The following is a 16,156-nucleotide window of genomic DNA, read 5'->3' as shown; positions in this document are numbered from 1 at the left end:
GCTGTTTCAACGGTTGGAACTGAATTTGGAACTATTTGCTTGGGCTGACCGGCCTTGTTGTTCCCTATTTATAATAGTATTTCTCTAATAATTCCTGCATTTCCGGGTACTTTTCATCCGTATCTCCTACTTCTTTGCGAAGGTTCAGCATGTCCTTTTTCATCTGCTTGATGACAGGTGCATATTTAGGATCATTGTATGCGTTGTGATTCTCGTGCGGATCATTTTGCAAGTCGTAGAAATCCCATGACGGAGTGAAGTCGAAGTTTTCCGTGTCCGTCATATCCAGATTGCGGGCATAGTAGAAGATGAGTTTGTAACGGTCTGACCGGATGGCGAAGTGTGCCGGACGAATCGCGTGGTTAGTCCAGTAGCGATAGTAGATTTCTTGGTCGGAAACGTAGACAACAATGGTGTTATCTGCGATGCCCATTTCGTCCAATGTTTTCAGCAACTTGCCGATATTGTCGTCGACAGTGGCTCCGCAACGCATGTAGTCGCGGATAAACTTCTGGTATGCGGCTTTTCTGGCAGCGGTCCGTTGCATGCCTTCGGTGCTGAATGGCAGTCCGGGATAACGGCACCACCATTTGTCGGGGTCTTGCGAGGCAATGCGCCAGCGGCGTTCCAGTTCTTCGAGTGTCTGGCCGACGAAAGAACGCCCGTTGGTTTCCGGCCCCCAGTCGAGAAGGTTTTCCGGTTCGGGGAAGGTGACTCCGTCGTAGAGGTGCTCCATGCGTATCGGATAATCGTAAGGCTCGTGGGTCGCCTTGAAGTGGCAGCACATCATGAAAGGCTGCTTGCCGTCCTGCTGTTTGATCCACTTGATGGCTTTTTCTGTCACCAGATCGGTAGAGAAGCCCAGTACCCGTTCGCCGAAACGCCGGTTGCCCGGCCAGGGATCGGTGCTCTCGATGAATGTAGGATCGCGGTATTCGCCCTGGTCGAAGAAGATAGAGTAATAGTCAAACCCTTGCGGTTGCGACTGGATATGCCATTTGCCGACCAGTCCGGTGTTGTATCCGTTGGCTTGCAGGGCGGTTGCCCAGGGCGTGTATGGAGGTGGCCTGCATGTCATCCGTCAGAATAAATAAGACATTGGGAGGCGGCACTTCGCCGGCTGTTTTCGACTGGCACCCGATGGCGAGGGGCGTGAACGCCAGCGGCAGATATCGGGATATAAAAGAGTATCGGATAGCTGATTTCATATGAAGGGGGTATGTTATATAAACGATGTGTTATTAAAGTTTTAGACGCGAATCAAGCAGACAGAACGAATTACAAATAAATTCGCGGGACTACTTAATTCACGCCTAAAGATAGTGAATGTGATTTACATTATACTGTTTTCCCTACAAAAAATGTTGGTTGTCCAGTATATATCGCCCTTGGGCTAACCAACCGTTAGTTGTTGCTCTTCGTTTTGGTGAAGCATTGCTCAGGTCTCCATTCAATGATTTTTCCGGTCACCACGGTAGCGTCATTGCCATTGCCGGAGCTGTCGTGTACCACATCCCCTTCACCTTCGTCCATCTTCCAATAACCGGTAAAGGTTGGAGCTGACAGCTACGGGGCCTCCCATGTTACTCTGAATTTCCGCTTGCGTCAGTGCTTTGTTCCATAAGCGTACCTGTCCCATCATATGTTCGTTCTTCGTGTTGGCATTGAAGAAGATGATGGAAGTCATATCGGCGGGTACACCGGTAGCATCTACATCCTGCACCTTCTTGCCGTTGGCGTAAAAATGACATTTAGTCTGGTCGTATACCATAGCTACGTGTGGAAACAGCATGGCGAAGTTGAACAACCTGTCGTAATAGTGCATATACAACGTACGAAAAGCCTGCGAATCGCCTTCGGATACTGATCTTAGTATCTGCTACCCGTTTTCTATACGTTGATTTTTATTCATAGGTTCTCTTTTCTTAATATAGTAGAAGATGGTGATTTTGGCTGCAAAGAAACATACTTTATTTTGTTTTTCCTGGCATTTTTGGGGGGATGTTCTGTTTTTCATATTCTAAGGATAAACTATCTGTTGATTTTTGGAAGTATAATAGTGATTTTTGAACATCTGTTTGGGTGAGGTATGCGTATTTTTGCGACCTGAACCGATTAATTATCAATCATTATGCTAGTACCGAGAAAAATTGTATTCTTTCTTTTTTTGTTAGTAGGATTATCGTTGTATGCGCAACAAGACTATTTTGTCAGCTCCTATGTACGGGGTAATTTTTATAACCGTGGTCGTATTGCTGCTGAAAGTTTGAGGGCAAGCGATGACTTGATCTTTTTGAATGTCCGTCCCCATAAAGACGGTTCTCTTTCTTTTGAGAATCCCCGTGTTTTTCAGGAAAAAGGAGTGACGACCTGGGAAGAACTGATAAAGTCGGTCCGTGCCGATGTGAAGGGGACGAAAGCGAAACTTCGGTTGGGTGCCGCCGGTGGCGAATGGAAAGCAATGGTAGCGGATGAGGCTGCCCGGACAACATTTGCAAAAAATATAAAGAAGGTATTGGGAGAAAATAAACTGGACGGCATCGACCTGGATTTTGAGTGGGCAGAGACTGAGAAGGAGTATAAGGATTACAGTCTGGCTATCCTGAAAATGAGAGAAGTGTTGGGAGACAAGTATCTTTTCAGTGTGTCTTTGCATCCTGTTTCCTATAAAATCAGTAAAGAAGCGATAGCTGCCGTTGATTTTATCTCTCTGCAATGTTATGGCCCTTCTCCGGTCCGTTTTCCTATGGAGAAATATGCTTCGGATATACAGATGGTACTGGCTTACGGCATTCCCAAAGAGAAACTGATGGCCGGCGTTCCCTTTTATGGAGTGACGAAAAATGGCTCGAAGAAAACGGAAGCATATTTCAGCTTTGTACAGGATGGATTGATTACCACGCCTGCACAGAATGAAGTGACCTATAAGGGAGAAGTATATGTTTTTGACGGGCAGGATCATATCCGTACTAAAACGCGCTATGCGATGGAACAGCAGCTGAAAGGGATGATGAGCTGGGACTTGGCGACGGATATGCCGCTGAAAGACAGCAGATCATTGTTCAGAACGATGCTTGAGGAGTTGGGAAGATAGTTTAAAAGCCCGATAACAGGGCAAAACACACCTCGAACACTTTCTGGACTTAACGGCTTATTGACTGACTTTGTTTCTTTATTCCTGTTTTATCAACTTCAGATAATCCGAAGGAGAAACACCAAATTCATCTTTAAAACATTGACGGAAATAGCCTGTACTATTCATCCCTACTTTATAGGCTATTTCTGAGATATTATATTTTCCTTCGAGGAGCAAACGTTCCGCATTCTGCATTTTTACTTTACGGATATATTCGTTTGTGGAAAGTCCGGTTAGTGCTTTCATTTTTCGGTAGAGTGTAGAACCGCTCATACACATTTTGTCAGATAAATAGGTGATATCAATCTTCTCTGATGAGAGGTTGTCTTCAACCAATTGTGTAATTTTCTCAATGAATTCATTGTCCAGCTTGCTGAGAGCTTCAGTGATGATGGAATGTTTCTCGTCCAAATGGACGCTGGAGGCATGAGTTGTTCCGGACTGTTGGAATTGAGCGATCAATTTCTTTCTCGAATCGAGCAGATTGTTGATGCGGCTACGCAGTAGAGAAGCACTGAAGGGTTTGGTCAGATAGGAATCTGCTCCGACCTGATATCCCTCTTCTTTATCTTGTAGTGAGTCTTTGGCAGTCAGCAGGATGACGGGAATATGACTGGTACGTACATCTTCTTTTAAGTGCCGGCATAGTGTGATACCGTCCATCACCGGCATCATGATATCACTGACTATAATATCGGGAATGCGGTTGAGTGCCTGCTCTTTTCCTTCTTCACCATTGCTTCCTGCGATCACTTCAAAAGAGTCGGAAAAGGATTCGGCGATATAATTCTGTATTTCTTCATTATCCTCAACAATTAGCAGGATAGGTTTGCTGTTCTCTGTTGTTGCTGTTTGAGAATCATCCGTGATTGTTTCCTGATATTCCGGTTTTGGAGTCATTTCTGTGGAGTCGGCATGTAAGGCATTCGGATAGGTGTTATCCGTCAGTAAACTGATATAGAAAGTACTTCCTTCATTCAGTGTACTCTCTACACGTATATCACCTTCATGCAGTTCGACAAGATTTCTGACTAATGACAGTCCGATGCCGGTACCTGATGCCTGATGTTTGCCGCTTTCCTGATAGTAACGGTCGAAAATATGCGGTAGGGCTTTCGCTGAAATACCGTATCCTGTATCACTGACCTTTATCTCTGTATAGGAAACTTCATTTCTTATAGTTTGATACAAACTAAGAGTTACACGTCCCTGCTCTGTGTATTTGAGGGCATTGGATATCAGGTTGTCCAATATAATGGTAATGATTTCTTTATCAAAGAAAAGCAGTATCTCTTCTTTTTCTGTTTGAATCTGGAAATCAATCTTAGGCTTTTGATTCAGTTCTTTGTATTTAAGTCCTATTTCATAAATGAGCGGGGTGAGATTACCTTTACAGATACATAGCTTCTTGTTCTGCGTTTCCGTTTTCCTGAATTCCAGAATTTGGTTGATCAGATTGAGTAAACGAAGGGCACTCTGATGAATGACAGAAAGTTTTTGTATTTGTTTTGTCGGCAGAGATGTATCTTTTTGCATATCCTCCAGAGGACCGAGAATCAGTGTGAGAGGTGTACGCAACTCATGTGTGATATTGGTGTAAAAACGCAGGCGTTCCTGGTTCAGTTCTTGTTCCTGCTCATGATTTTTCTTTTCCAGTGTATAGAGGCTTTCCAAATCTATTTTCTTTTTGTAAGCATGTAGAATGAGATAAATGATGCTGATAGATGTCAGGATATAGATAAGCTTTGCCCACCATGTCAGCCAAATAGGGGGATTGACCCGGATGATAAGGGAAGTGGCTTCTTCCGGCCACTCCTGATTGTGTATGCGTGCTTTGATAAGGAACTCATATTTGCCGGGTGGAATATTTCGGAAGGTTACGCTGTTGTTCTCATTAACGGTATACCAGGAATTCTCAAGTCCTTTCAGCATATAGGTATAATCCATCTGATTCACAAAAGAATAGTTTTGTACATTGAATGTCAGACTGAATGTGTTCTGCTCATGTGTCAACTCTACTTCCTGTTTATCGGATAGTGAAACAAATACTTCGCTGTTTTTTTGATTCCCCAATCTTTCAAATATTCTCATCTCGGTAATGATGACAGGTGGTATCTTGAAATTGCTCATCGCAATATTGGGAGCAAAGCAGCAGAGTCCGTTGATAGATCCGAAATAAATGGAGCCATCGGTGTTTTTTGCTACACTACCTCTCATAAAGTTTCCGGCAGGAACATCGTCAGAGTGTCCATAGTGATAGAACCGTTTTTTCTTTGTCACGTAACATCCGATCCCCTTGTTGGTACTGAACCAGATATTTCCTTGCTGGTCTTCGGTAATTGCCTGAATGAAGGTGTTGGCAAAACCGTCTTTACGCTGATAGGTTTTGTAATCCGTATCTTCCGGTGAACGGAAACATACCAGCCCGTCACCGGTAGCCACCCACATCCTTTTCTCCTTATCCTTGTATATTTGATTGACGGTGTTGGAGCAAAATCCTTCTCTTTGTATATAATGCTTGATTAGGTGAAAGTCCGGACTATATACTCCCATTCCATCACCGAATGTTCCGATCCAGAAACGTCCTTTCTCATCTTGTTCAATTGTACGGATCAGATTACCGTGTAATTCGCTGTTGCCGGAATGATAATGCTGTATCACTTCCATCTTTTCCGGATCGTAAATGTATATGCCTTCACTACATCCTATCCAGATACGATGATGATTGTCTTCGCAGAAAGCACGTACATCTAAATTGGTTCTGCCCATTGGAGTGATTGAGCGGAATGTCTTTGTTTGGGAATTATAGAAGCTGACACTTCCCAGAAAGGTTCCAAACCATAAATTTCCTTTAGAATCCCGGAAAGCAGCCTGTACGGAATTGGACAGCAGTTCTCCTGTTTCTTTTTTGTAGATGGCTACACGCTTGTTGTTTTCAAAAACATTGATTCCTCCGCCATCTGTACCAATCCATAGACGTCCTTGTTGATCTGTACATATACTGCTTACAATCTTGTTATTCAAACTGTTGCTGTTGGTGGGAATAGGAGAATAATCGATCGTTGTGAACAAAGCAGGTTCACTGCTGATGAAGTTGATTCCTCCTCCCCATGTTCCGAGCCATACGTTGTCAAAAGAGTCCTGATAGATATAGCGTACGCTGGCATTGGAAAGGCTGCGGCTGTCGTCTCCTTCCCGGAGAAACTCAAAGGTGATTTGCTCGGGTGACAGGAACTGGCTTTGTTTTAAATCCAGTATTGTGATACCGCTTAGCTCGGAGGCAATCCAAAGTTTATTATTCTTTAGTTGTTTGATGCAGAAAATACGGGTGGAAAGTGTACCATATTTGTCGTTCCGATTTTGCTTGAAAGTGACAAAGCTTTGGGTAGTTGAGTTGTAAAGAGCCAACCCTCCATCTGTCCCCAGCCATATATTTCCATAACTGTCTTTTAAGATGGTACTTACTTCATCTCCCGGCAGACTGTTAGGATCATTGGGATCATGACGGAAGTTTTTTGTACTTCGGTCTTTTAATGAAAGGATGCTGAAACCGCTGTTGACATGACCGATATAGAGATTTTCATCTCCTCCGTCAAGTACTGTCCAGGTCTGTTCACTTTCTAATGTAGGGACAGTTTTTTTGTTATAGTGTGTGAACTTACCTGTAGCGATATCAAGATATTCTATACCTCTATAATAGGTACAAATCCATAAACCATCTGTGTTTTGGGCTGAGACGATGTCAGTAACATCATTCGTTATCAGGCTGTTTGGATTCTGCGGATCGTTCTGATAGGCAGTGAAGGTTTGTGAATGATAGTTGTAAGCGTTAAGCCCGTCACGCTGGGTGGCAATCCAGATAATAGGACGTTTCGGATCAGCATATACTTGGTTTAGTTCATTACCGGTGATACTTTGGGTATTGTTGGACGGATCATTCTTATAATAGGTAATAAAACGGGTACCATCAAACTTGTTCAGCCCTTCTTCTGTGGCAAACCATAGGAAACCTTGCTTGTCTTGTGTAATGCCGACTACATAATTATTGGAGAGTCCCTGCTCTATACCTAATCGCTTGATAATATAGGGTTGAGCCATCAACCAACAGGAGGATGTCAGAAGCAAAATCACAAGAATGATGTATCGTTTCATGATTTGTGTTTATTTGTTTTATATTCAATTCCAAAAATAGAAATAAATATTTTATTTTGGCTATGTAAATCGTGCATTGCATGATTTACATAGCCTCTCTGCATGATTTTTGTCTGTTATCTCTATGTTATTGGTCTATATTTGTGCAGTAAAACAGAAGAAATACTGTTTGGTTTCACTGCGAACTTGAGTTTTCTGAAATATCTATATTAACAATTAATACTATGATGAAAAGTTTATGTTGTAACTCTAAACAAAAGTTGTTAGTGGCATTATGTCTGCTATTTTGTTTGTCGGGAAATGCACAACAGGCGAACACTGTTAATCGTGCAGCTGCAAAGGAAAAGACTGTAGGAAAGCGTACTTTGATTGGTACTGTAATAGATGCAAGTACTGGAGATGCGCTGATTGGAGTCAATGTTAAGGTGAAAGGAACGGGAGAAGGTACTATTACCGATTTGGATGGTAAATTCTCTATCGGGGTAACGAGCCAGACGCAACTGGAAATCTCTTATATCGGTTATAAGACACAGACGTTAATGGTAGGAGACTTGGGGGTGATGACTGTTAAAATGGAATCTGATAATGAGATGTTGGATGAAGTGGTAGTTATCGGCGCCGGTACTCAGAAAAAGGTGTCTGTAACAGGTTCTATCGCTACAGTCAAGGGTACTACACTGAAACTACCATCTTCTTCACTGACCAGTTCACTTGCCGGAAAGTTATCGGGTATCGTTTCTGTTACTAATAGCGGTGAACCGGGTTCTACTTCTGATTTTTATATTCGCGGTATCAATACTTTCGGCGGACGTTCTACACCGTTGATTTTGTTGGATGGGGTAGAAATCTCTTCTAATGACCTGAATCGAATTCCGGCAGAATCTATTGAAAGTTTTTCTTTGCTGAAAGATGCCTCTGCTACAGCTATTTATGGTAATCGTGGAGCTAATGGTGTTATGTTGGTAACTACCAAAAGTGGTACTGAAAACACAAAAGCGACTGTAAATGTGTCTTTGGAAGCTTCTTATTTTCGTCCGATGAATCGGGTGAAATTTGCTGATGGAGCAACTTATATGCAGACCTATAATGAAGCTGCCCAAGCCAGAAGTGCAACGCAGATTACTTCTCCGAAGTATACGGAAGAGCAAATCACCAATACTGCAAATGGGGTAAATCCTTATGTATATCCGGATGTCGACTGGTATGACCTTATTTTCAGAGAAGGCAATTTCAACCAGCGTGCCAATGTAAATGTGCAGGGAGGGGGATCACGTGTGACTTACTATATGAGTTTGCAGGCAAATCACGATACCGGACTGTTGGATGCTCCTGATTATTACTATAGCCCTAATATAAACAACTGGGAATATAATTTTCAGAACAACATATCGTATAAGTTGACTAATACGACGACCGTTGACTTGCGTATGATGGCACAGATTGGTAACAAAAAGGGGCCTAATTATTCTACCTCCGATTTATATAAGATCGTCATGCAGGCCAATCCTGTAGCATTTCCTGCTTATTTCCCCGGTGAAGACGGTGATGAGCATATACGCTTCGGTAATGCAGAAATAAAATCCGGTGTTTACGGACAGAACCCGTACGCATATATGATGAGTTCTTTTAAAGAAGGTAACTATAATACGCTGAATACCTCATTGAATATCACTCAGGATTTGAGTTTCCTTACCAAAGGTTTGAGCGTAAAAGCATTGGTTAACTTTAAGAACTGGTCGGAATCTACTTATAACCGTTCCATTACACCTTATTACTATAAAGTGAAAGATGGATCTTATGATTCCGGAACAAATCAATATGAACTTCAGACATTACAGACCGGATCGGACTATGTTAGTCAGTCGGATATCAGCAAAAGTGCCGATCAGACCTTCTACTTTGATTTTCGTGCTGACTGGAAGCGTAGCTTTGGCGATCATAATCTGACTGCGATGCTTATGTATATGATGCGTGAATATCGTAGTAGTGTATTACCTAACCGTAATCAAGGTTACTCAGGGCGTTTGACTTACGATTACTCTAGCCGTTATTTATTTGAATTTAACTTTGGCTATAACGGTTCTGAACGTCTGGCATCCGGTGAACGTTTTGAATTTTTCCCTGCTGCTTCCGTTGGTTGGGTGGTAAGTTCTGAGAAGTTCTGGGAACCGATGAGTAAGTATGTCGACCACTTAAAACTTAGAGCTTCTTATGGTTTGGTCGGTAGTGATGAGTTTAACGGCAGTGCTCCGCACTTCTTGTATCAAAATAACATCAGTATTGGTGCGGGACACAGTTTCTGGACCGGTCTTCCTTCCAATGAAATAAACAGAAAAGGTCCTGCTTTCTATGTATTAGCTGTTGAAAATGCAGGTTGGGAGCATGTGAAGAAGTTTGATGTCGGTTTTGATATGTCTCTGTTCAATCAGTTGAATATTACTTTTGATTATTTCCGCGATCATCGTGACCGTATTTTGATGGCACGTTCATCTTGGCCGAATATGTTAGGATACTGGGGATCTCTGCCTTGGAGTAATATTGGTGAGGTAATCAACCGTGGTGTCGAATTGAGCGTGAACTGGAATAAGCGGTTTGGCAAAGATTGGATTGTAGATTTCCGTGGTAACTTTACTTATAATCAGAATGAATATAAGTATGTCGATGAGCCGGAGTATCCTTATGTATGGCAGACTAAAACAGGGAAGCCATTGAATACCCTGACCGGTTATGTAGCTGAAGGATTATTTACCAGTGAGGAAGAAATAGCTAACTGGCCGGATCAGTCACAACTGGGAGCCAACATTATGCCGGGCGATATTAAGTATCGTGATATCAATGGCGACGGAGCCATTACAACGGAAGATCAGGTGATGCTGTCTCCCTATAATAGTGTTCCCCGTATTCAATATGGTTTCGGCTTGAATCTAACCTATAAGAAGTTTGATTTGGGTGTATTCTTCAATGGTTCAGCAAAACGCAAGATCATGATCAACAGCGGATATGCTCCTTTCCTTTCCGGCGGTGGCGATGGTATGACTACTGAAAGTCTGGAACGCAACCTGATGCAATGGATTGCTGATGATCATTGGTCGGTAGATAACCCGAATCCGAATGCGGCTTATCCTCGTTTGGGTATAACCAGTGCCGATACTTCCAATAATACTCAGCCTAGTTCTTACTGGATGCGCAATGGAAATTTCTTGCGTTTTAAGAGTCTGGAAGTAGGTTATCGTTTTCCATATTGCCGTGTTTACTTTAGCGGTGACAACCTGGCGGTGTTTAGTCCGTTCAAGTTATGGGACCCGGAACTTTCTTGGAATGCTTATCCTTTGCAACGAACCTTTAACTTAGGCGTTCAATTTACTTTCTAAAAGCACAGTTTAACTTATAACAGAAAAGAAGTATGAAACTAATACAAAAAATAATCCAAATATCACGGACCTTGCTGATCCCTTGCTGCCTGTTGACTTCTTGTAATTATCTGGACGTCATTCCGCCTGCACAAGCTGACTTTGATGATACCATGAAAGATGAAGCTGCTACGCTGAATTTCCTGTTTACTTGTTACGGCTATATTCCCCGTGTACATCCGTTCGAATTTAAAGCATTCGAACAATCTGCTGATGAACTTATATCACCTAAGATGTGGGATGATTATCAACAACAAGTAGCGTGGGGAACGATTTCGCCTTCTTATTACAACAGTTGGGGTGGTGATGACATGAATATCTGGACACCCAGCTACAACTGGCTGGGTTATGTGCATCATTTCCTGAGTCTGATAGATGAGCTACAGCCTACTGGAGTAACCGAAGATGACAAGGCACAATACAAAGCTGAATGTTATTTCCTGGAAGCATACTATCATTTTCGTGTGTTGCAGGCTTTTGGACCGTGTCCGCTCATTACAGAGAAAGTAGATCCGAATATAACAAACGATCAGATTCCCGGACGTTCACATTTTGACTACTGCGTGGATTACATTGTAGGTAAACTGGATGATGCAGCCAATGTTCTTCCGGCTACGAGAGCGACGGAAGACCTCGGTCGTGCTACTTCTACCATTTGTAAATGTCTTAAAGCTCGTGTACTGCTGTATGCCGCTTCTCCGCTATGGAATGGTTCTTTCTTTAAGCCGGACTGGCAGAATGAGAATTATGAAACACCGGATTATGGCAAAGAACTGGTCAGCAACTCTTACGACCGTGAAAAATGGAACCGTGCATTGACTGCGTGCCAGGAAGCTCTGACAGCTGCCAAAGCAGCTGGTCATGACTTGTTCGATATTGATACAGCTAACAAGAAAGCGGAACGTGACGGAGTGGAATTACCTTTTATTCCGGGTAAGGAAGAAGACACACCGGAAAATGAGGAATTCAAAGAGCGTGTCCGTATGTTCCAGTATCTGATTACTGCCAATGAAGGGGACAATAACAAAGAAATTATCTGGGGACAGCGTATTGACTCAGATGTGAATAATGGTGGAGAAGCTACCGACTCTCGTTTGCCGAACCGTGTAGTGAAGAAAAGTGATGGAAGTTGGGCAGGCGGTTGGGCAGGTCTGGCACCTACCTTGTACGCTGTGCAACACTTTTATACAGAGAATGGAGAACTTCCGGAACAGGACAGTGATTTTTATCCGAAGTCAGAATGGTATACCCGTTTTTATGAAGGAACTTCGAGTCCCGAACTCGCAACTAACGGGCTGGATAGTGAAGATGTGAAGAATGATATCATCAAACTGAATGCCAAGCGTGAAGCTCGTTTCTATGCATGGATTGCTTTTGATGGTTGCGAGTATGCAAAGAAAATCAATAATGGTAATCCACTTTGGCTGAATTTCAAAAACACCAATACCAATGGATGGCGTTCTTCCGATTCACGCAATATAGCAGGTACCGGTTATTTGTCGAAGAAGTTTATTGATCCGAATATACGTTTCAGTGCAAGTGGAACCCGTAGCCATACTCCTTCAAGACGTCCGTTTATCCGTATGGCGGAACTTTATCTGAATCTGGCAGAATGTTACGCAGCATTGGACGATACACCGAATGCTATTGAGAATCTGAACGTAATCCGCAAACGTGCCGGAGTCAGAGACCTGGAAACAGCTGACCTGACAGATATGAATATAACGGAATGGGTACGCAATGAACGCTTTATTGAGTTGTACGAAGAAGGACACCGCTATTATGACTTACGTCGTTGGGCAATTGCTCCACAAATGCTTAAAGCAGGACTCCGCTATGGTTTGAACGGACTAGCTCTAAACCCGAATTTCGAGGAATTCAACACACCAACTCAGATTGACCAGCCTTTTAAATGGGACGATCGGTTGTATCTGCTTCCGGTATGGTCGAGAAGTGATATGGATGAACTTTACAGTAATCCGCAGATGGTGCAGGCACCCGGTTATTAATCATCTAAAAACAATGCATTATGAAAATAAGAAATACATTATTGTTGGCGGGAAGCCTGCTTTTATTGGGTGCCTGCGATGAATCAAAATATGATCTGGACAGCTTGGTCCCGGAACAGTATCATAAGATATTGTATGTGAATAATAGTGGTAAACAGGAAGTGACTTTGTATGATACGGGGGAGAGCTATGCATACACTTTTTCAATATTCAAATCGGGAAGTGAACCCAGTCTGACTGCCAGCGCAGACATTTATGTGTTGACGCAGGAAGAACTTGACAACGAGTATAGTGATCCTGAGGCTGTAAACTATAAATTGATAGGTACAGACTGTTATTCGATAGAGTCGACCCATCTGGATTTTTCGGCTACCGACCGTTATAAACCGGTTACGGTGTCATTGGACCCGGAGAATATTAAGTCTATGATAACAGCCAATCCGGATGCGGTATGGGTATTGCCTTTGCAGGTTGTAAGTGAAAATGACTCTGTAAATAGTGAGAAGAATGAGCTGTTTCTGCAAATAACCGGAGTCATCACCCCGTCTTTTGGATTTGAAAGTTCGGCTGTATCTGTGAAGGAGTATAGTTATGGTTCTGCTGTTACCGAAAAAGTCGCTTTGGGGCTTGATACGGAAAATAGCTGGGAGATAAACTGTGAGTTTGCTGTAGACGATGCATATCGCACAGCTTATAATACAAAGAATAAGACTATATTTCAGGCTTTGCCGGATGGCAGTTATTCTTTTCAGGATCAGATGACTCTTTCTCCCGGTACTACGAATACGGAATTGGCTGTCACAATAAACGCTGATCAGTTGGAACCGGGTGATTATATGTTACCTATCCGTATTGAATCGGTTTCTATATTTGGTATCTCTTCAACCAATGATGTGTATCCTTTGACTATTCGTATTCTTGGTCCGCTGTTAGATCGTACGAGTTGGACGATAGAGGCCAATACACAAGAACCGAGTGGTGAAGGTTCCGGAAATGGTGTGCCTTCATGTGCATTGGACGGCGATCTTTCGACTTACTGGCATTCGTCCTGGCAGAGTGGTACCCATGCTTTACCTCATGAGTTGATTATTGATACCAAAGAGTCATATACATTTACTCAGTTTGGTCTGGTACAAAGACAACATGATAGTTATATGGATGCGGGTACAGGAGTCTTTTATGTGAGTGATGATAAGGTAAACTGGACAGAAGTCGGAACGTTCACTATGAAGAAAATTCATGCTACTCAGAACTTTACTTTGGAGACTCCGGTACAAGGCCGTTATTTCAAGGTACAGATTACACAAAGTAACAGAGACCTCAATACTTCTTTGGCAGAGATATATGCATATGGGTTGTGATTCAAATCATGAATCTTAAAAGGTTATCAGTTGTTTTAGATTGCTTTTATAAATATGGCAGGCGGAAAATATCCGCCTGCCTATATTGACTATTAAATATTTGATATGATGAAGAATAGACTAAAAGGTTTCGCTTTTATGTTGACGACAGTTGTTTCGTCGCTGACTGCACAGAATGTGGTTGTTAACGGACCTGATGGTAAGTTGCAGGTCACGGTTTCGTGTCCGGAAGAAGGCAAGGCATCCTACTCTCTTGTTTATAACGGAAAGCAGATGCTCGAATCTTCCCCGTTGGGGTTGGAAACGAATTTGGGTAGTTTTGTCAAAAGAATGAAGCTGATCGGACATCAGGAGAAGCAGATTGATACCGTTTATACTCAGTCGCGCATAAAATTTTCCCGCATACACTATCGTGCTAATGAACTGGTTTGCTATTTCTCTAATGATAAGGGGCAGAAAGTGAATGTAACGTTTCGGGTGAGCAACAATGATGTAGCTTTCCGGTATACATTGCCTCGTCAGGGAGAGACAGGAAGTGTTGTAGTGAATAGCGAAGAAACGGGATTCCGTTTTCCTGCCGGAACTACCACCTTTCTTTGTCCGCAGAGTGATCCTATGATTGGCTGGAAACGGACGAAACCTAGTTACGAAGAAGAGTACAAGGCAGATATCCCGATGGATGTGCGTTCACAATATGGACATGGATATACGTTCCCTTGTTTGTTTAAAATCGGGGAAAATGGTTGGGTGCTTGTCAGTGAGACGGGAGTGGACAGCCGCTATTGCGGTTCACGTCTGAGCGATGTCACAGAGGGAAGTCTTTATACAGTTACCTTTCCTATGCCTGAAGAGAACAATGGTAATGGAACGGTAGAACCGGCTTTCTCTTTACCCGGTTCTACTCCTTGGCGTACTATTACTGTGGGGGAAACATTGAAGCCTATTGTGGAAACGACTGTCCCGTGGGATGTAGTCGAACCGCTGTATGAAACGGAACACCAATATCGTATGGGACGGGGAACATGGAGTTGGATAATCTGGCAGGATGGTAGTATTAACTATGATGATCAGGTGCGCTATATCGATCTGGCTGCAACTATGGGTTACGAATATGTACTGATAGATAATTGGTGGAATACGAATATCGGTTATGAGCGTATGGGGCAACTTATTAAATATGCACAGAGTAAGAAGGTGGATATGTTTTTGTGGTATAGTTCCAGCGGCTATTGGAATGATATCGAACAAGGGCCTACGAATTTGATGGATAACCCTATTGCCCGTAAGCGCGAAATGAAATGGTTGCAAAGTCAAGGAGTAAAAGGTATTAAGGTCGATTTCTTCGGCGGTGACAAGCAGGAGACAATGCGTTTGTACGAAGCTATATTGAGTGATGCCGATGATCATGGGCTGATGGTTATCTTCCACGGTTGTACTTTGCCGCGTGGCTGGGAACGGATGTATCCCAATTATGTAGGCAGTGAAGCGGTGCTGGCTTCGGAGAATATGATTTTCAATCAGCATTTCTGTGATGAAGAGGCTTTCAATGCTTGTTTACACCCCTTTATACGTAATTCGGTCGGTTCTATGGAATTTGGCGGCTGTTTCTTCAACAGACGATTGAATAAGGGAAATAACGGGGGAACAACACGCCGGACTACAGATGTATTTCAGTTAGCGACTGCTGTTTTATTCCAAAATCCGGTTCAGAACTTTGCTTTGACTCCTAATAATCTGACAGATGTTTCCCCGGTCTGCATTGACTTTATGAAAGAAGTTCCTACTGAGTGGGATGAGAGTCGTTTTGTTGATGGTTATCCCGGGAAATATGTAGTGCTGGCCCGTCGTCATGGTGATAGTTGGTATCTGGCTGCTGTGAACGCTACTAAAGAACCCTTGAAACTGAAACTGGATTTACCGATGTTTGCCGGAAAATCAGTTTCTTTCTATAGTGATGACAAACAATTGCAACCACAGTTACGGCAGTATAATGTAAAATCTGATGGCAAGTTTCAGTTGACCATTCAACCGCAAGGAGGCGTTGTTTTAAAGAATAACTGATCGTGAGCATATTTTAATAGGTAGTAA

The 16,156-nt window shown here is 42.8% G+C and carries 7 protein-coding genes and 1 pseudogene; 5 read left to right on the top strand and 3 right to left on the bottom strand.

The annotated features are described in order from the left end of the window. Positions 1-64 precede the first annotated feature (64 nt). Together HMPREF2794_RS15930 and HMPREF2794_RS29275 are read right to left on the bottom strand one after the other, a co-directional pair. Positions 65-1,045, bottom strand: a pseudogene (locus tag HMPREF2794_RS15930) (sulfatase-like hydrolase/transferase); the annotation flags it as partial. 474 nt (positions 1,046-1,519) lie between these two features. Next, positions 1,520-1,825, bottom strand: coding sequence for a LamG-like jellyroll fold domain-containing protein (locus HMPREF2794_RS29275; RefSeq protein WP_022301287.1), 306 nt, complete (start codon positions 1,823-1,825; stop codon positions 1,520-1,522). Positions 1,826-2,131: 306 nt separating this feature from the next. Here HMPREF2794_RS29275 and HMPREF2794_RS15920 point away from each other — a divergent pair, with 306 nt between their 5' ends. Continuing rightward, a complete protein-coding gene (locus HMPREF2794_RS15920; RefSeq protein WP_022301286.1) occupies positions 2,132-3,094 on the top strand; it encodes a glycoside hydrolase family 18 protein in 963 nt (320 codons plus the stop codon). Positions 3,095-3,172: 78 nt separating this feature from the next. On the opposite strand, the gene HMPREF2794_RS15915 is transcribed toward HMPREF2794_RS15920, so the two are convergent. Beyond that, positions 3,173-7,288: a hybrid sensor histidine kinase/response regulator transcription factor gene (locus tag HMPREF2794_RS15915; protein ID WP_070751893.1), complete on the bottom strand. Its 4,116-nt coding sequence runs from the start codon at positions 7,286-7,288 to the stop codon at positions 3,173-3,175. 224 nt (positions 7,289-7,512) lie between these two features. Between HMPREF2794_RS15915 and HMPREF2794_RS15910 the strand changes: the two genes are divergently transcribed. From HMPREF2794_RS15910 to HMPREF2794_RS15895, 4 genes are all read left to right on the top strand, one after another. Beyond that, a complete protein-coding gene (locus HMPREF2794_RS15910) occupies positions 7,513-10,659 on the top strand; it encodes a SusC/RagA family TonB-linked outer membrane protein (RefSeq protein ID WP_083312106.1) in 3,147 nt (1,048 codons plus the stop codon). Positions 10,660-10,691: 32 nt separating this feature from the next. Continuing rightward, positions 10,692-12,707 carry a RagB/SusD family nutrient uptake outer membrane protein gene (locus tag HMPREF2794_RS15905; protein WP_070751890.1) on the top strand — a complete coding sequence of 672 codons (2,016 nt, stop codon included), beginning with the start codon at positions 10,692-10,694 and terminating at the stop codon, positions 12,705-12,707. 20 nt (positions 12,708-12,727) lie between these two features. Next, positions 12,728-14,068, top strand: a complete 1,341-nt coding sequence (locus tag HMPREF2794_RS15900) for a BT_3987 domain-containing protein (RefSeq protein WP_070751889.1) — start codon at positions 12,728-12,730, stop codon at positions 14,066-14,068. Positions 14,069-14,176: 108 nt separating this feature from the next. Next, the gene (locus HMPREF2794_RS15895) at positions 14,177-16,129 is read left to right on the top strand and encodes a glycoside hydrolase family 97 protein (RefSeq protein ID WP_029425121.1); all 1,953 of its coding nucleotides are present in this window, start codon (positions 14,177-14,179) and stop codon (positions 16,127-16,129) included. Positions 16,130-16,156: the final 27 nt, after the last annotated feature.

The organism is Bacteroides sp. HMSC067B03 (assembly GCF_001811315.1).
Taxonomy (GTDB): domain Bacteria; phylum Bacteroidota; class Bacteroidia; order Bacteroidales; family Bacteroidaceae; genus Bacteroides; species Bacteroides faecis.
The sequence above is the reverse complement of the archived record's forward strand: the minus strand, read 5'-3'. Positions and strand labels throughout refer to the sequence as shown.